The 15,442-nt window shown below is 65.7% G+C and carries 19 protein-coding genes; 9 read left to right on the plus strand and 10 right to left on the minus strand.

The features are described from left to right. Both AC1DPF_RS00005 and AC1DPF_RS00010 read left to right on the plus strand, forming a co-directional pair. The coding region (locus tag AC1DPF_RS00005) for an FAD-binding domain-containing protein (RefSeq protein WP_477959056.1) at positions 1-253 on the plus strand (253 nt) is incomplete at its 5' end. Positions 254-338: 85 nt separating this feature from the next. Further along, a complete protein-coding gene (locus tag AC1DPF_RS00010) occupies positions 339-1,613 on the plus strand; it encodes a class I SAM-dependent methyltransferase (RefSeq protein WP_477866662.1) in 1,275 nt (424 codons plus the stop codon). A 104-nt stretch (positions 1,614-1,717) separates the two neighbouring features. Here the strand turns inward: AC1DPF_RS00010 and AC1DPF_RS00015 are convergent, their stop codons facing one another. After that, a complete protein-coding gene (locus AC1DPF_RS00015) occupies positions 1,718-2,428 on the minus strand; it encodes an SDR family NAD(P)-dependent oxidoreductase (protein ID WP_477866660.1) in 711 nt (236 codons plus the stop codon). A gap of 20 nt (positions 2,429-2,448) precedes the next feature. Continuing rightward, on the minus strand, positions 2,449-3,909 hold the full coding sequence (purF, locus tag AC1DPF_RS00020) for an amidophosphoribosyltransferase (RefSeq protein WP_477959058.1): 1,461 nt from the start codon (positions 3,907-3,909) through the stop codon (positions 2,449-2,451). Positions 3,910-4,062: 153 nt separating this feature from the next. Here purF and hisI point away from each other — a divergent pair, with 153 nt between their 5' ends. The 3 genes from hisI (at position 4,063) to AC1DPF_RS00035 (ending at position 5,525) form a co-directional block, all read left to right on the plus strand. Next, a complete protein-coding gene (gene hisI / locus AC1DPF_RS00025; protein WP_477866656.1) occupies positions 4,063-4,443 on the plus strand; it encodes a phosphoribosyl-AMP cyclohydrolase in 381 nt (126 codons plus the stop codon). A 72-nt stretch (positions 4,444-4,515) separates the two neighbouring features. After that, complete coding sequence (locus AC1DPF_RS00030) at positions 4,516-4,956, plus strand: MerR family transcriptional regulator (protein ID WP_477959060.1); 441 nt, start codon at positions 4,516-4,518, stop codon at positions 4,954-4,956. A gap of 107 nt (positions 4,957-5,063) precedes the next feature. After that, positions 5,064-5,525: a DUF1465 family protein gene (locus AC1DPF_RS00035; RefSeq protein WP_477959062.1), complete on the plus strand. Its 462-nt coding sequence runs from the start codon at positions 5,064-5,066 to the stop codon at positions 5,523-5,525. A gap of 18 nt (positions 5,526-5,543) precedes the next feature. On the opposite strand, the gene AC1DPF_RS00040 is transcribed toward AC1DPF_RS00035, so the two are convergent. From AC1DPF_RS00040 to rsmI, 4 genes are all read right to left on the minus strand, one after another. Further along, a complete protein-coding gene (locus tag AC1DPF_RS00040) occupies positions 5,544-6,143 on the minus strand; it encodes a DedA family protein (RefSeq protein WP_477959064.1) in 600 nt (199 codons plus the stop codon). Positions 6,144-6,156: 13 nt separating this feature from the next. Further along, positions 6,157-7,104 (minus strand): glutathione synthase, encoded by a 948-nt coding sequence (gshB, locus tag AC1DPF_RS00045; RefSeq protein WP_477959066.1) that lies wholly within the window; start codon positions 7,102-7,104, stop codon positions 6,157-6,159. A gap of 81 nt (positions 7,105-7,185) precedes the next feature. Then, on the minus strand, positions 7,186-7,536 hold the full coding sequence (locus AC1DPF_RS00050; protein WP_477866646.1) for a YraN family protein: 351 nt from the start codon (positions 7,534-7,536) through the stop codon (positions 7,186-7,188). Continuing rightward, the gene (gene rsmI / locus AC1DPF_RS00055; RefSeq protein ID WP_477959068.1) at positions 7,533-8,414 is read right to left on the minus strand and encodes a 16S rRNA (cytidine(1402)-2'-O)-methyltransferase; all 882 of its coding nucleotides are present in this window, start codon (positions 8,412-8,414) and stop codon (positions 7,533-7,535) included. Before rsmI ends, AC1DPF_RS00050 begins: the two co-directional genes overlap by 4 nt. Before the next feature lie 12 nt (positions 8,415-8,426). On the opposite strand from rsmI, the gene AC1DPF_RS00060 reads away from it, so the two are divergent. Beyond that, entirely contained in the window at positions 8,427-9,611 is a 1,185-nt protein-coding gene (locus AC1DPF_RS00060; RefSeq protein WP_477959070.1) for a penicillin-binding protein activator, read from the plus strand. Here the strand turns inward: AC1DPF_RS00060 and hemW are convergent. Genes hemW through rph form a run of 3 tightly spaced genes read right to left on the minus strand, consistent with a single transcriptional unit; the run spans position 9,608 to position 12,194 of the window. Then, positions 9,608-10,807, minus strand: coding sequence for a radical SAM family heme chaperone HemW (hemW, locus tag AC1DPF_RS00065; protein ID WP_477959072.1), 1,200 nt, complete (start codon positions 10,805-10,807; stop codon positions 9,608-9,610). The two genes, AC1DPF_RS00060 and hemW, sit on opposite strands and share 4 nt — an antisense overlap. Positions 10,808-10,842: 35 nt before the next feature. Continuing rightward, positions 10,843-11,481, minus strand: a complete 639-nt coding sequence (rdgB, locus tag AC1DPF_RS00070; RefSeq protein ID WP_477959074.1) for an RdgB/HAM1 family non-canonical purine NTP pyrophosphatase — start codon at positions 11,479-11,481, stop codon at positions 10,843-10,845. After that, a complete protein-coding gene (gene rph / locus AC1DPF_RS00075) occupies positions 11,478-12,194 on the minus strand; it encodes a ribonuclease PH (RefSeq protein WP_477866636.1) in 717 nt (238 codons plus the stop codon). The genes rdgB and rph overlap by 4 nt, the downstream gene beginning before the upstream one ends. A gap of 113 nt (positions 12,195-12,307) precedes the next feature. On the opposite strand from rph, the gene hrcA reads away from it, so the two are divergent. Beyond that, positions 12,308-13,336, plus strand: coding sequence for a heat-inducible transcriptional repressor HrcA (gene hrcA, locus AC1DPF_RS00080; protein ID WP_477866983.1), 1,029 nt, complete (start codon positions 12,308-12,310; stop codon positions 13,334-13,336). A gap of 22 nt (positions 13,337-13,358) precedes the next feature. On the opposite strand, the gene AC1DPF_RS00085 is transcribed toward hrcA, so the two are convergent. Then, the gene (locus AC1DPF_RS00085) at positions 13,359-13,679 is read right to left on the minus strand and encodes a PilZ domain-containing protein (RefSeq protein ID WP_477866634.1); all 321 of its coding nucleotides are present in this window, start codon (positions 13,677-13,679) and stop codon (positions 13,359-13,361) included. A 129-nt stretch (positions 13,680-13,808) separates the two neighbouring features. Between AC1DPF_RS00085 and AC1DPF_RS00090 the strand changes: the two genes are divergently transcribed. Both AC1DPF_RS00090 and AC1DPF_RS00095 read left to right on the plus strand, forming a co-directional pair. Next, positions 13,809-14,681, plus strand: a complete 873-nt coding sequence (locus tag AC1DPF_RS00090) for a cytochrome b/b6 domain-containing protein (protein ID WP_477959076.1) — start codon at positions 13,809-13,811, stop codon at positions 14,679-14,681. Next, positions 14,678-15,433, plus strand: a complete 756-nt coding sequence (locus AC1DPF_RS00095; protein WP_477959078.1) for a molybdopterin-binding protein — start codon at positions 14,678-14,680, stop codon at positions 15,431-15,433. Before AC1DPF_RS00090 ends, AC1DPF_RS00095 begins: the two co-directional genes overlap by 4 nt. Positions 15,434-15,442 lie beyond the last annotated feature (9 nt).

Here is a 15,442-nt window from a genome sequence, read left to right on the forward strand (position 1 = left end):
GGGCACGGGGATCGACTCCAATCCGTTCGGGCGGATCATGGCGCCGCTTGTCCAGTCGCTGAAATTCGATGCCGGCGACTATATCCGGCAATGGGTGCCCGAGCTGTCGGCGGTGGAAGGCGATGCCATCCACGACCCGTTCGGTGCCGGCGTAACGATCGCCGGCTATCCTGCCCCGATCGTCGGCCACAAGGAAGCGCGGGCAAGAGCGCTTGCTGCTTCCGCGCGGCTAGGAAAAAAACTTGGCGATTGATGCAACGGAGCTTCTTTTCCAGCCGTAAGGCTCGATATATGCGGCTAGAGTCGCGCGGAGCGGTAACGGGGACGGACGAGACCAGATGAATGCCCAGCCTCCGGTGCGGGGACAGCACCTTCTTCTAGCCGATCGTCGATTTGCCACTGGGTCGAGCTGGATCGCGCGCCTGCTCTCGCCGGGATTCCAGCGCCTGCTCGATACGATCGACCGCGGCCTCGAAGAAGGCGCGATCGAGGCGACCTTGCCCGATGGTACCTTTCGGGTGCTGGGTGGCCGACGGCCGGGGCCGGTCGCGATCGTCGAGCTGAAGAACTGGCGCCCGCTGGTCCGGCTGGTCACCACCGGCTCGGTGGGCTGGTATCGCAGCTGGGCCGAGGGCGAGTGGACCAGCCCCGATCCCGTTCCGATCTTCGATCTTTTCATGCGCAACCGGCATCCGTTGGGCGAGCTTGGTCGCGCACAGGGGCCGCTGCGATTCTTCAATTTGATCCTGCACGCCTTCCGCCGCAACAGCCGCGCCAATGCCCGCCGCAACATCGCTTTCCATTATGATCTCGGCAATGATTTCTACGAATTGTGGCTGGATCGGACGATGAGCTATTCCTCGGCGCTGTTCGCCGAGCCGATCAGCGGCGCGGAGCCGCTGGAGATCGCGCAGCATCGCAAGATCACCGCGCTGCTGGATCGACTGGATCTCAAGCCGGGGTCGACCTTGCTGGAGATCGGCTGCGGCTGGGGCGGTCTGGCCGAGGTCGCTGCGGCGGAATATGGCGCTGACGTGACGGGTATCACCCTGTCGATCGAGCAGAAGGCGTGGGCCGACGAGCGGATCGCCAAGGCCGGTCTCGCCGATAAGGCGCGCTTCGAGATCTGCGATTATCGCGATGTGCCGGGCCGCTACGATGCCGTGGCCAGCGTCGAGATGGTCGAGGCCGTCGGCGAGAAATATTGGCCGGCCTATATGGAGGCGATCGCCCGCGCGCTCAAACCCGGCGGGCGTGCCGCGATCCAGTATATCGAGATCGATGACGCGATCTTCGAAAGCTACCGCACCGACGCCGACTTCATCCAGACCTACATCTTCCCCGGCGGCATGCTGATCTCGGAAAGCCGCTTCCGTGCGGCAGCGGAGAAGGCCGGACTACGTTGGGAAAATGTCGAGCGCTTCGGCTTGCATTATGCCGAGACGTTGAAGCGCTGGCGCGAGACCTTCGATCGCGCCATCGAGGACGGGCGCCTGCCGAAAGGCTTCGACGAGGCATTCGTCAAGTTGTGGCGCTTCTACCTCATGTATTGTGAGGGCGGCTTCGCCGGCGGCGGCATCGATGTCGCACAGGTCACGCTGGTGAAGGCTTAGGGCACAGAGCGGATTCGGCTGCGTCAGAGTAAATGCTCGATGCCCTCTGATCAGTAGGCTCCCGGCGTCTTCCTCGGGCCACCGGGTCAGCGGTAGCGGGGGTCTCAGCGCTCGATACGGATCCGATGTCCGTTGTCGAACCCATCGCTCACCAATTGCGCGATAGCGTTGCCGACGACTGCCGGGCTCTTCAGCGTGGCCTGGTCCTCGCCTGGAAACGCGCTCTCACGCATCTTGGTGGCGGTTGCGGCCGGATCGACGATCGCGACCTTGATCTTGCTGATGTTCGCCATCTCCTGGCCATAGGCCAGCAGCATCGTGTCGAGTGCCGCCTTGGAAGCACCATAGGCCCCCCAATAGGGCCGGGCATGCGCGCCCACCGAACTCGTCACACCGATGACGGCGCCATCCGCAGACGCCCGCAACAGCGGGTCGAAGGCGGCGATAAGCTGCTGCTGCGCCATCACATTGAGGGTCAGCAGCCTGGCGAACTCTTTCGCATCGATGGCGGGGACGGGCGCCAGGGTGCCCAGCATGGCTGCATTGAGCACGAGGATGTCGAGCGCGCTCCATCGACCGGCGATGGCCTCCGCCAGCCGGGCAATGCTGTCATTCTCGGCAAGATCCATCGGAGCGATCGTGGCGGTACCGCCTGCGGCGTGAATCCGGTCCTCCACCTCTTCCAGCCCGCCGGCGGTGCGCGCCGTCAGGATGACATGCGCACCGGCCTTGCCGAGCGCTTCGGCGGTCGCGGCGCCGATACCGCGCGAGGCACCGGTGACGAGCGCCAGCTTTCCTGAAAGGGGAGTTGCCATGTCGATAGTCTTTCGGAAGGTCAGGCGACCACGCGTTCGCCGTGCAGCGCCAGCTGATCGGTCGGAATCAGTTCTTCCTGGTCGGTCAGGTGGGTCGGATAGTCGCCGGTGAAGCAGGCATCGCAATAGCTGGGCTGGCGATCGACGCGATCCGCCTCGCCCAAGGCCTTGTAGAGGCCGTTGATCGACACGAAGGCCAGGCTGTCCGCGCCGATATAGGCGGCCATCTCGGCGATGTTCATCTGCGCGGCGAGCAGCTTGGCGCGTTCCGGCGTGTCGACGCCGTAGAAGCAGCTGTGCCGGGTTGGCGGGCTTGCGATCCGGAGGTGAACCTCGCGGGCGCCGGCATCGCGCAGCATCTGCAGGATCTTGACGCTGGTGGTGCCCCGGACGATCGAATCGTCGATCAGCACGACGCGCTTGCCATCGATCAGGGCGCGATTCGCGTTATGCTTTAGCTTCACGCCGAGATGCCGAACCTGATCACCCGGCTGGATGAAGGTACGGCCGACATAATGCGACCGGATGATGCCCAGCTCGAACGGTATGCCGGATTCCTGGGCATAGCCGATCGCGGCAGGCGTGCCCGAATCGGGAACCGGTATCACCAGGTCCGCTTCGACGCCGCTCTCGATCGCCAGCTGGACGCCGATCTGCTTGCGGACCGTATAGACCGAGGAGCCGTCGACGATGGAGTCGGGGCGCGAAAAATAGACATGCTCGAAGATGCACGGCCGGGGGCGGACATCGGCAAACGGCCGGATCGAGCGAAGCCCGCTTTCCGAGACGATCACGATCTCGCCCGGATCTACCTGGCGGATGAAGGTTGCACCGACCACATCCAGCGCGACGGTCTCCGACGCGAAGATATAGGAGTCGCCGATCTGCCCAAGCACCAGCGGCCTGATTCCGAGCGGATCGCGGCAGGCGATCATGCCCTCGGGCGTCATGCAGATCAGCGAATAGGCGCCCTCGACCTGCTTGAGCGCATCGATGAATCGGTCGAGCAGCGTCCGGTACTTCGACATCGCCACAAGGTGGATGATCGTCTCGGTATCGCTGGTCGACTGAAAGATGGAGCCCGACCGGACCAGGTCGCGCTTGAGCTTCATCGCGTTGGAGATGTTGCCGTTATGGGCGATCGCGAAGCCGCCGGACGACAGCTCGGCGAACAATGGCTGCACGTTGCGCAGCGCGGTCTCGCCCGTGGTCGAATAGCGGACATGGCCACAAGCGGCGCGGCCGGGCAATCCGCGAATCACCTCGTCCTTGTCGAAATTGCCGGCGACATGGCCCATTGCGCGATGGGTGTGGAAGGCGTGACCGTCCCAGCTGGTGATGCCGGCGGCTTCCTGCCCGCGGTGCTGGAGCGCGTGAAGGCCGAGCGCCACCATCGCAGCGGCGGTCTCGGCGCCCCAAATCCCAAAGATACCGCACTCTTCGCGCAGTTTGTCGTCGTCAAATGGATGCGTGGTGAGCATCGCGAATCCCTTCGCGGTGGCTGATGCGCCGCATATAGTTAGCTAACCTCTGTTTGTCGCCCCACCGTCGCAACATTTCTGCAACGCGGCCTGTCCGCCCTGTCGGGCGTTCCGAAGCTTGCCCCCGGCGACGGTTTCGCGCATCGCCGTGACATGGAACAGGATCGCGAACAAGGCAGCGCGCTCGACCCGCGCTACGATGCCGCCGGGCTGATCACCGCGGTGGTCACTGACCATGGCTCAGGCGATGTGCTGATGGTCGCGCATATGAATGCCGAAGCGCTGGCGGCGACGATGGCCAGCGGCGAAGCGACCTTCTTTTCGCGGTCCCGCGGGCGATTGTGGAAGAAGGGCGAGACCAGCGGGAACGTGATGCGCGTCGTCGAGGCGCGGATCGATTGCGATCAGGATGCGATATGGCTGCGCTGCCGGCCGGCCGGTCCCGCGTGCCACACAGGCGAGGCGAGCTGCTTCTATCGGCGGCTTGACATGAGCGGAGGAGGGCTCGCCCGGCTGCCGACTGCCCCGGAATGAAACAGACCGCTAGACTAAAGTAGCAACCGGCCATAGCCACTTGCCCATTGGTCCCGATCCCCCCTCCGATCTATGATCGTGCGTCTGGCCTGGGGGCTTTTTGTGACTGTAAGTAATTGTCTTGTAGCGTTTCCTCTTCGGCCCACCACGGCTGAAACCTTTGCGATCGGGGAGCTTTCGCGGGAGTTCGGCGTCAGCGCCCGCGCCCTGCGCTTCTATGAGGAGGAAGGCCTCCTCACGCCAAGGCGGGATGGACCTGTCCGCATCTATTCGCGTCGCGATCGCGCCAGGTTGGCCTGGATCATGCGAGGCAAGAGCGTCGGCTTCAGCCTCGATGATATCCGCGAGCTGATCGATCTATACGATCTCGGCGACAATCGGGAGACGCAGCGTGCTGCCACTGCCGAGCGTTGCCGCACCCGCGCCGCGATGCTTTGCCGGCAGCTCGAGCAATTGCAGGTGACGATCGACCAGCTGACGACATTCGCCCACAGCCTGGAAGGGCAGGATTGAGGGCGACGGAAGTTCCAGCGGCGCGGCCGACCCGTTTCGGCACAGGCTGGCCATCTTAACCTACTTTCCGCGTTCCGCCTCCTGCCAGCCTGTGTCATTCCTTGCCCATGAACATAGGTTCCAAAGAGATTCGGCTGCGCGGACGGCTCGTCAACGGCCTTTACACCGAAGCGATGGTCCTCGCGGACGAAGCTCGCGCCTATTTCGATCATCAGGGCCGTGCCGACCGGGAAGTGCTCGATCCGCTGGCGCGGATCACGCTGAGTTGCGAATCGCTCAAGATCACCACCAGGCTGATGCACCTGCTCGCCTGGCTGCTCACCGAACGGGCGATCGAACTTGGCCAGATGGACGAGCAGGAGGCTGCCGCGTCCGCGCGGCGGCTGGGCGATGCCGCAGCGACCGACGCCGCGTCGGTCGAAGGCTTGCCGGCTGCTGCGATCGTGCTGATCGACGCGAGCCAGGATCTTTACGCCCGGGTTCGTCGGCTGGAAGCCGAGCCCCGCGATGCGGCCCCGGGCGGCAGCCCGGCGCTCAACCTGCTCACCCGGCTGGAACGCGCCTTCTGAACGGCTGAACCGACGCGATCAGCGCGATCGGCGCCAGGTCAGCACGCGCCACAGATACCAGCCGCCCAGGGCGATCAGCAGCAGCGTCGAAGCCAGGCCGAGCCATGCCTCCATCTCGGCAAAGCGCGTGCCGAGAATCCAGCCGCCGGTCGCCAGCATAGCCGACCAGCCGAGCGTACCCACCGAGGACCAGATAGCGAAGGGCAGGAAGCGCATCCGCACCAGCCCGGCGGGTATTGAGACCAGCGAACGGATCGTCGGCATCATCCGTCCGATGCACACGAAGAGATAGCCATAGCGAGAGAACCAGCGCTCGCCGCGATCGACCTCGGACCAGTCCATCGTCAGCCAGCGGCCATGGCGTTCGACCAGCGGCTTGAAGCGTTCCAGGCCGAGGGCGCGCGCAGCCAGATACCAGATGATGTTGCCGACCATCGCGCCCGCCGTGCCCGCCAGGATCGCCCAGGCGAGCGACATGTTGCCCTTGGCGGCCTGCAATCCGGCCATCGACATGATCACTTCGGACGGAATCGGAGGGAATATCGTTTCACCCAGCATCAGCAGGAAAACGCCGAGATAGCCGCTCTGCGCGATCATCTCCTGTACCCAGTCGGTCATGCCCTGCGCCTCGCTACGCTGCCTTCGATTCGATCGCGTCCCATATCAGCGCCGGTGTGTCGCTTCCGTTGAAATTGTCGATCGCGACGATGCCGGTCGGCGAGGTGACGTTGATTTCGGTCAGATGCCCGGCGATGACGTCGATGCCGACGAACAGCAGCCCGCGCTTCGCGAGATCGGGGCCGAGCGCATCGCATATCTCGATCTCGCGCGCCGACAGTTCGGTCGCGTCGGCGCGGCCACCGGCCGCGAGGTTCGAGCGGATCTCGCCGGCCTTGGGCAGCCGGTTGATCGCGCCGGCAACCTTGCCGTCGATCAGCACGATCCGTTTGTCGCCCTTGGAAACGTCCGGGAGGAAGGCCTGGACCATGAACGGTTCGCGCCACACCTGGCCGAACAGCTCGGTCAGCGCGGCGAGGTTGGCGTCGTCGCGACTGACATGGAACACCGCCGAGCCGGCATTGCCGTAGAGCGGCTTGACCACCACTTCGCCGTGGAGTTCGTGGAAGGCCCGGGCGTCTTCGAGCCGCCGCGTGATCATCGTCGGCGGCATGAACTGCGCATAGTCCAGCACGAAGAGCTTCTCGGGCGCATTGCGCACCGAGGCGGGATCGTTGACGACCAGCGTGTGGGGCTGGATCCGCTCGAGCAGGTGCGTGGCGGTGATATAGGCAAGGTCGAACGGCGGGTCCTGCCGCATCAGCACCACGTCGACATCGTCGATGAGATCGAGCAGCACCGGTTCGCCAACGGCGAAGTGATCGCCCTTCACGCGTTGCAAAGCGACGATCGGCCGGGCCGGTGCCGACACGCGGCCATCGCGGTAACAGATGTCGCCCGCCTGGTAGTGCCAGAGCCTGTGTCCGCGCTGGAGTGCGCTGAGCATGATCGCAAAGGTCGAATCGCCCGCGATGTTGATCGTCTCCAGCGGGTCCATCTGGACGGCAACATTCAGCGACATAAGCGGGCTCCGGCAGGTTCGGAGGTGTAACTAGGCGGTGAGGCGTCGACTTACCACCCCTGCCGCAGCGGGCGGCAACACTCAGCCATGCCATATATTCTTTAGGTGCACCGGTACCCGCCACGGCCGCACCAGCATCACGTCGATCCGGATATCCTCCGCCCCCGCGCCATAGCGTGCGACCAGCGCATGCGCCGAATCGATCACGCGCCGGAGCCGATATTCGTCGATCGCGATCGCGAGAGAGGCTGCATCGCCCCGGGTCTTCACCTCGATGAAAGCGAGGGTCCGTCCGCGGCGGGCGATCAGGTCGACCTCGCCGCGCCGCGTGCGCACGCGTTCGCCGACGATCCGCCATCCCTGCAGCCGCAGCCACCAGGCGGCGATGCGCTCGCCGGAGCGGCCCTGCTGCTCCGCGGCGCGGCGGTTCAATCGCTGTCCTTGATCGCCATCGCCCGGGCGTAGAGTTCGCGGCGGTTGAGGCCCGTCGTCTTGGCGACCTCGCCTGCGGCGCGGCCCACCGGCAGATGCTCGAGCGCGGCACGCAGCAGCGCGTCTGCATCATCGGCGGTCGCGACGGGCTTGGGGCCGGGTGGCCCGACGATCACCACGATTTCGCCCTTGGGCGCGACATCGGCATAGCGCGCCGCCAGATCGGCCAGCGGTGCCGTGACGGCTTCCTCGAAGGTCTTGCTGATCTCGCGCACGACCGCCGCGTCGCGCTCGCCCAGCCCCTGCGCCAGGGTCTTCAGCGTGGCGCCGAGGCGCGGTCCGGATTCGTAGAGGATCAGCGTGGCACGCACTGTCGCCACTTCCGCGATCGCGTCTTCGCGCGCCTTCTCCTTGGCGGGCAGGAAGCCCAGGAAGAAGAATCGGTCGGTCGGCAGGCCGGCGAGCGTCAGCGCCGCGACCGCTGCGCAAGGGCCGGGGATGGTGGTGACCGCGATCCCGGCCGCGCGCGCGTCGCGGACCAGCTTGTAGCCGGGGTCGGAGATCAGCGGCGTTCCCGCGTCAGAGACGAGCGCCACCGCCTGCGTCGCCATCCGCGCAATCAGCCCGGGCCGTACCTTGTCGGCATTATGATCGTGATAGGGCGTCATCGGCCGCTTGGCGCCGATGCGGTGGAGCAGCTTGGCAGTGACGCGGCTGTCCTCGACGGCGATCGTCTCGGCGCGCGCCAGCACCGACGCAGCGCGCGGCGAAAGATCGCCCAAGTTGCCGATTGGCGTGGCCACGATATAGAGGCCCGGGGGCAGGGGTGCTTCGGACGCCTGGGCGTCGGCCGCACCCTGGTCGGCAATAAGGTTCATAAGGCAGAGTAGATGGCAGACGCCCCCGCTTACTGGCAACCGAGATATGCATTTCTTAAAAAGGCGGCGCTCGGGCTGTCGATCTTGCTGGCGAGCTGCACCGGCATGATTCCCAAGGGCCGGCCCGGTCCGGTCGCTCCGGAACGGCCGGCTGAGGCCCAGAACCAAGGTGCATTGCCGCAGGATCAACAGCGCCACCGGGTCGCTCTGCTGGTGCCGCTGACCGGCGCGAACGCGGCGGTGGGCCAGTCCATCGCCAACGCCGCGACGATGGCGCTGATCGACACGGGCACAAAATCGGTGCGCATGACGACCTACGACACCGCGGCCGGCGCGACGGCTGCCGCGCAGCGTGCGCTCGCTGACGGCAACCGGCTGTTTCTCGGCCCGCTTTTGTCCGAAGATGCGGCCGCGGTGGCGCCCGCCGCACGCAGTGCCGGCGTGCCGGTCATCTCCTATTCCAACGACGCGTCGGTCGCGGGTAATGGCATATTCGTGATGGGCTTTTCGCCGGCCCAGTCGATCGACCGCGTGGTTCGCTTTGCCAAGGGCCGGGGCGTACACCGTTTCGCGGCGCTGGTGCCCACCGGCCTCTACGGCCGCAACGCCTCGACCGCGATGATTCGCTCGGTCGAAAATGTCGGCGGCAATCTGGTGGCGATGAAGAGCTACACCCGCAACGCCAAGGCGCTGGAACGCGCGGTTGCGGAATTGGGCCGCAACCAGGCCTATGACGGCGTGCTGATCGCCGACAATGCCCGTCTCGCCATCAGTGCGGTTCCGCTGATCCGCAAGAGTTCAAGCCCGCAGGCGCGCATCCTCGGCACCGAATTATGGGCCGCGGAGCCGGGCGCGCTCGGCACCGGCGCGCTGGGCGGTGCGTGGTTCGCCAGCGTTTCCGACGCGCGCTATCGCCAGCTCGCCGCGGCCTATCGTCGGCAGTTCGGCAAGTCGCCGTTCCGCCTGGCGAGCCTCGGCTATGATTCGATGCTGCTGGTCGTCAAGATCGCCCGCGACTGGCCGATGACCGAGCGTTTTCCTGCCGATCGGCTGCGCGACGAGGACGGCTTCGTCGGCGTCGATGGCGCGTTCCGCTTCGGCCCCGGCGGGGTCGCCCAGCGTGCCCTGGAGGTGGATGAGGCGAGCCCTGCGGGGGTGAAGACGGTGTCGCCGGCGCCGGCCAACTTCAAGGATTAAACCGCAACGATCTCGGCGAGAATGGCGTCGAGCAGCAGCATTCCCGCCTCGGTGACACGGAGGCGGCTGCCGTCGTGCAGAAGCAGGTTCTGGGCGGCAAGCCGGGCTGCGGCGGCTTCGTCGATCAGGCGCTCGACGGCCAGGTCCGCCATCCGGGCGATCCTGGCCAGATCGACGCCCTCGCCGAGTCGGAGGCCCATCAGGAGTGCTTCCTGGGCGCGGGCTTCGGGGCTGAGCAGATTCTCCTGTTCGATGCCATGGCCGTTCGCGTCGACGCGGCTGAGCCAGTTCTCGGGCTTCTTGCGCCGAACGGTGGCCATGCCATCGCGGCGGCCGTGCGCACCGGGACCGATGCCGGCATAGCTGCCATAGCGCCAATAGGTCAGGTTATGCCGGCTCTCGCCGCCGGGACGGGCGTGGTTCGAGATCTCGTAAGCCGGGATGCCGGCGGCGGCCGTGCGGGCGCGGGTGAGTTCGAACAGATCGGCGGCCAGATCGGGGTCGAGCGTCGCCAGATCGCCTTTGGCGAGCCGCGCGGCGAACTGCGTGCCGGGCTCGATGGTGAGCTGGTACAGCGACAGATGCTCGGTGCCGAAGCTCAGCGCGCGGGCGAGTTCGGCGTCCCAGTCGTCCGGCGACTGCCCCGGTCGAGCGTAGATCAGGTCGAAACTGACCCGATCGAACGACTTCTGCGCCGTATCGAGCGCCGCGAGCCCTTCAGCGACGCCGTGCGCCCGGCCGAGATAGCCGAGCACCTCGTCGTCGAGCGCCTGCAGACCGAGCGACACGCGGTTCACCCCGGCGCGGGCGAGGTCGCCGAAGCGGGCGGCTTCGACCGAGGAGGGGTTGGCCTCCAGCGTGATCTCGATGTCCTCGGCGACGCCCCAATGGCTCGTCGCGGCGTCGATCAGTGTGGCCACTGTCTCGGGCGGCATCAGCGAAGGCGTGCCGCCGCCGAAAAAGATCGAGGTCAGACGCCGACCGGGAAGCTGCTCGGCTTCATAAGCGAGATCCTTGAGCAGGGCAGCGCGCCACGCCGCCTGGTCGACGCTCTCGCGGACATGGCTGTTGAAGTCGCAATAGGGGCATTTGGAAACGCAGAACGGCCAGTGGATGTAGAGGGCCAGCGCCGAGTCCCTCTCCCTTTCAGGAGAAGATGTCAGCGGATCGGTGCGAATGTAGCGAGCTTCCGACATAGATAGCGTAGAGCTCCGCCAAGGGCATCTAGCCCTTATTGCTTGAAAACCGCCGCCACCAGCTTTGCGAACGCATCGGCGCGGTGGCTCATCGCATGCTTTGCCGCCGGGTCCATCTCGCCGAAACTGACGTCATGGCCAAGCGGCTGGAACATCGCATCATAGCCGAAGCCATTTTCGCCGCGCGGCGGCCAGATGAGCACGCCATCGACCCTGCCTTCGAAGGTTTCGACATGCCCGTCGGGCCAGGCGATCGAGAGCGCGCAGACGAAATGGGCGTCCCGGCCCACATCATCGCCCTTCTCGACCAACCGGGCGTGGACACGGCGCATGCCCTCGTCGAAGTCGCGGCGGCCGTCCGCCAGTTCGGCCCAGCGCGCCGAAAAGATCCCCGGCTCTCCACCGAGCGCCTCGACGCACAGCCCACTGTCGTCGGCGAGCGCGGGAAGGCCGGTCAGGTCCGCCGAGAAGCGGGCCTTTAGCTCGGCATTGGCGACGAAGCTGACCCCGGTTTCCTCCGGTTCGGGCACGCCGAGCGCGCCTGCCGAGACCGTCTCGATCCCGAAGGGTGCGAGCAGTTCGCCGATTTCCCGGAGCTTGCCCTTGTTATGGCTGGCAATCACCAGCTTGCCAGGGGCGAGCTTGCGGTGCGGGATCTCGGCGACGTCGCTCACCGCCCGACGGCCTTGCGCTGCGCGGCGAAGATATCGCCGCAGCCGATGCGTGCCAGCCGGAGCAGTCTCAACAGCGCTTCCTCGTCATAAGTGGCGCCCTCCGCGGTGGCCTGCGCCTCGGCGATATTGCCGTCGTCGAGCAACACGAAATTCGCGTCGGCATGCGCGTTCGAGTCCTCGATATAATCGAGGTCGAGCACCGGAGTTCCCTCGTAGATACCGCAGGAGACCGCCGCGACCTGCGCCGTGATCGGATCCGCGGCCAGCTGCCCGGACGCCAGGAGATTGTCGACGGCGAGTCTGAGCGCGACCCACCCGCCCGAGATCGAGGCGGTGCGGGTTCCGCCATCGGCCTGGATGACGTCGCAGTCGATCACGATCTGCCGCTCGCCGAGCTTGGTCATGTCGACTACGGCCCGCAGCGAACGGCCGATCAGGCGCTGGATCTCCTGGGTGCGGCCCGACTGCTTGCCCTTCGCCGCCTCGCGGCTGCCGCGGGTGTGGGTGGCGCGGGGCAGCATGCCATATTCCGCGGTGACCCAACCCTGGCCCTTGCCGCGCAGGAAGGGCGGCACCTTTTCATCGATCGATGCGGTCACGAGCACCTTGGTGCCGCCGAAGCCGATCAGGACCGATCCTTCGGCATGGACGGTGAAGCCGGTTTCGATGCTGATCGGGCGCATCTGATCGGGGGTGCGGCCGGATGGGCGCATAGAGATTCCTTCATTGTTATGAGCCGGGTCTCTTAGGAGCCGGCGATGAAAGTTGGAAGCCTGTTGAGCAGCAACCGAAGCTTCCCTATCTGTGGCTCGTGAACAGTCAGCCGATGTCCGAAATGTCGACTCGCGCGCGCGAGGTGTTCCGCGTGGTGGTCGAGAGCTATCTTGGGTCGGGTACCCCGGTCGGCTCGCGCACGATATCGAAGCTCGCCGGGCTCAATCTTTCTCCGGCGTCGATCCGCAATGTCATGCAGGACCTGGAGGAGTTGGGCCTGCTCGAGGCGCCGCATACGTCGGCCGGCCGCATGCCGACCCAGAGTGGGCTGCGGCTGTTCGTCGATGGCATGATGCAGACGGCCGAGCCTTCAGCCGAGGAGCGCGCGGCGATCGAAGCGCGTGCATCGCGCGGCAGTCCGGTCGAGGAGGCGCTGGCGCAGACGAGCGCGGTACTGTCCGGCCTGTCGGCCTGTGCGGGCATTGTCCTGGTGCCCCGCCACGAGCCGGTGCTGCGCCAGTTCAGCTTCGTGCCGCTGTCGCGCCAGCAGGCCGTAGCCGTGCTGGTGGGCGAGGATGGCAGCGTCGAAAACCGCGTGGTCGACCTGCCGGCCGACCTGCCGCCTTCAGCGCTGGTCGAAGCCGGCAATTTCATCAGCGAACGGCTCGCAGGGCTGACGCTCAGCGAGGCGCGGATGCGGATAGAGGCGGAGATCGGCCGGGAACGGGCTGCGCTGGATCAGGCGGCGGCGGCGCTGGTAACGCAAGGACTTGCGGTCTGGTCGCAGGACGGAAGCGCACGACCGGTACTGATCGTGCGCGGCCAGGCCAACCTGATTGATCCGACCGCCGCGGCAGATCTCGAGCGCGTGCGCCAGCTGCTCGATGAGATCGAGAGCAAGGAAGAGATCGCCCGGCTGCTCGAAGGTGCCCGCGCGGGGCAGGGGATGAAGATCTTCATCGGCTCCGAGAACAAGCTGTTCTCGCTGTCGGGCTCCTCGGTGATCGCGGCTCCCTATCGCGGCGCCGACGGCCGCGTCGTGGGTGTGGTGGGGGTGATCGGGCCGACCCGGCTCAACTATGCGCGCATCGTGCCGATGGTCGATTTCACCGCCCAGGCGCTGACCCGGATGATGGCCTGAACAACCGTCGCCTGCACATAGCTCAATTGCTGTTGTGCTGCCCGCCCTTGGACACCAAAGCCATCACGATCGGCTCGCTCAACATTTCCTCGAACTGAATGCCGAATCGATTACCCTCGACCCAGCGGACGATACCCGGAACCTCCAGACTCTGTCGTTCGAGCAGCAGCCTGCAGCCGACCGGAGGGGGCGGTGAAGCGCTCAGCATCGCGCCGCCTTGCGACACGTCGAGCAGCACGCCGCTGGATTCGCCATGCACCGAGTAGAGGGTCGCCGCGAGCATGATGCGAAAGCGGCCATGGCGTCGCTCGTTGGCTTCCACTTGTTCACTGGCGAAGGCCATGGGGTCCCTGATCCCAGATAGATTCCGTTGCGATCCTTCGTTTACCGGGATTATCGCTAATGAATTGTTACTGTGAGCAGTTGACGACATTTTTCCCCCGATGTCCGCGGCTGTGGTAGAAAGCACCCAATGAGCGAGCCGTCGATCGGGTCAGTAACGGTGGAAGCGCCGCCTACAGCTTCGGACACGGCGCCGGAGGCAGGCGAACTCGTGGCGCGTCACCGGTTGTCGACGCGGCTGTGGCACTGGCTGAATGCGTTCACCATCTTCGTCATGCTGATGAGCGGCCTGATGATCTTCAATGCGCATCCGCGGCTTTATTGGGGCCATTATGGAGCCAATGCCGACAAGGCCTGGCTACAGATTGGAGCGTCCGGCGATCGCGGCGTTCTTGTGCTGGGCAGCAAGAAGATCGAGACGACCGGCATGCTCGGCCTGTGGAAGGACCCGCAGGGGGCGATACAGCGCCGCGCCTTTCCCTGGTGGGCGACGATCCCCTCCAGCTACAGTCTGGCCGACGCACGGCTGTGGCACTTCTTCTTCGCCTGGGTGCTGGTGATTGCCGGGCTGGGCTATTGGCTGGTCAGCCTCGTAAACCGGCATGTGCAGCGCGACCTGCTGCCCCGCCGCGGCGAGCTTCATCCGCGGCATATCTGGCAGGACATCCGCGATCATGCCCGGTTGCGTTTTCCGAAAGGCGTGGCCGCGCTTCGTTATAATATTCTTCAGAAACTTGCCTATCTATCTGTGATATTTATCTTGTTTCCGCTGATCGTGCTGACCGGCCTGACCATGTCGCCGGCCGTCGATGCGGCCTGGCCGTGGCTGCTCGATCTCTTCGGCGGGCGGCAGTCGGCACGCTCGATCCACTTTCTCTGCGCTTCCGGATTCGTGCTGTTCATCCTGGTCCACCTGCTGATGGTGGTCCTGGCCGGGCCCTATAACGAGGTGCGTTCGATGATCACCGGCCGATTCCGCTTGCCTGGGAAGCGCCAGTCATGATCACCCGACGCGGACTGATCGCCTCGCTTGCCGCGGGTGCTGGCGGCGTGTTGCTGTCCGGCTGTAACAAGATCAACGCCGATCCCGGCGTGCGGTCGCTGCTGCAGAGCGCCGAAGGGCTGACGATGCGCGCGCAGCGGATCATCGGCGACCGCACTACGCTGGCGCGCGAGTTCACCGCTGCCGATCTGTCGCCGGTGTTCCGCTCCAACGGCACCCGTCAGCCCGCCGGCGCCGATTACGAGTCGCACCGGCTGTCCGGTTTCGCGGATTGGCGGCTGACCGTCGATGGGCTCGTCGCACGGCCGCAGACATTGTCGATGGCGCAGATCCGCGCGATGCCGCAGCGGACCCAGATCACCCGGCATGACTGCGTCGAGGGCTGGAGCGCGATCGGGCAGTGGACCGGTGTGCCGCTCAAGCTGCTGCTCGACCAGGCCGGGCTGCGATCCAATGCCCGCTACCTGATCTTCCACTGCGCTGACCGCTACGCACAGGCGGACTATTATGAGAGCATCGACCTGATCGATGCCTTCCACCCGCAGACGATCCTCGCCTGGGGCCTCAACCGGCAGCTCCTGCCGGTCGGCAATGGCGCACCGCTGCGGCTGAGGGTCGAACGGCAGCTGGGCTACAAGCATGCCAAATATATCCAGCGGATCGAAGCGGTGAACAGCCTGGCCGGCCGCGGGCTCGGCAAGGGCGGTTATTGGGAGGATTATCACGATTATGCCTGGTATGCCGGGATCTGAACCTGCGCC

This window comes from Rhizorhabdus sp. P4_G6, assembly GCF_056401045.1.

Excerpts from the sequence above, each read along its gene's own strand:
- gshB (WP_477959066.1), bottom strand. The coding sequence starts at position 7,104 with ATGTCGCTGAATGTTGCCGTCCAGATGGACCCGCTGGAGACGATCAAC.
- AC1DPF_RS00060 (WP_477959070.1), top strand. The coding sequence starts at position 8,427 with ATGGCAGACGCCCCCGCTTACTGGCAACCGAGATATGCATTTCTTAAA.
- hisI (WP_477866656.1), top strand. The coding sequence starts at position 4,063 with ATGGAACAGGATCGCGAACAAGGCAGCGCGCTCGACCCGCGCTACGAT.
- AC1DPF_RS00030 (WP_477959060.1), top strand. The coding sequence starts at position 4,516 with ATGATCGTGCGTCTGGCCTGGGGGCTTTTTGTGACTGTAAGTAATTGT.
- AC1DPF_RS00085 (WP_477866634.1), bottom strand. The coding sequence starts at position 13,679 with ATGGCCTTCGCCAGTGAACAAGTGGAAGCCAACGAGCGACGCCATGGC.
- rsmI (WP_477959068.1), bottom strand. The coding sequence starts at position 8,414 with ATGAACCTTATTGCCGACCAGGGTGCGGCCGACGCCCAGGCGTCCGAA.
- purF (WP_477959058.1), bottom strand. The coding sequence starts at position 3,909 with ATGCTCACCACGCATCCATTTGACGACGACAAACTGCGCGAAGAGTGC.
- AC1DPF_RS00095 (WP_477959078.1), top strand. The coding sequence starts at position 14,678 with ATGATCACCCGACGCGGACTGATCGCCTCGCTTGCCGCGGGTGCTGGC.
- rph (WP_477866636.1), bottom strand. The coding sequence starts at position 12,194 with ATGCGCCCATCCGGCCGCACCCCCGATCAGATGCGCCCGATCAGCATC.
- AC1DPF_RS00015 (WP_477866660.1), bottom strand. The coding sequence starts at position 2,428 with ATGGCAACTCCCCTTTCAGGAAAGCTGGCGCTCGTCACCGGTGCCTCG.
- hemW (WP_477959072.1), bottom strand. The coding sequence starts at position 10,807 with ATGTCGGAAGCTCGCTACATTCGCACCGATCCGCTGACATCTTCTCCT.
- AC1DPF_RS00040 (WP_477959064.1), bottom strand. The coding sequence starts at position 6,143 with ATGACCGACTGGGTACAGGAGATGATCGCGCAGAGCGGCTATCTCGGC.
- AC1DPF_RS00010 (WP_477866662.1), top strand. The coding sequence starts at position 339 with ATGAATGCCCAGCCTCCGGTGCGGGGACAGCACCTTCTTCTAGCCGAT.
- AC1DPF_RS00090 (WP_477959076.1), top strand. The coding sequence starts at position 13,809 with ATGAGCGAGCCGTCGATCGGGTCAGTAACGGTGGAAGCGCCGCCTACA.
- AC1DPF_RS00035 (WP_477959062.1), top strand. The coding sequence starts at position 5,064 with ATGAACATAGGTTCCAAAGAGATTCGGCTGCGCGGACGGCTCGTCAAC.
- hrcA (WP_477866983.1), top strand. The coding sequence starts at position 12,308 with ATGTCCGAAATGTCGACTCGCGCGCGCGAGGTGTTCCGCGTGGTGGTC.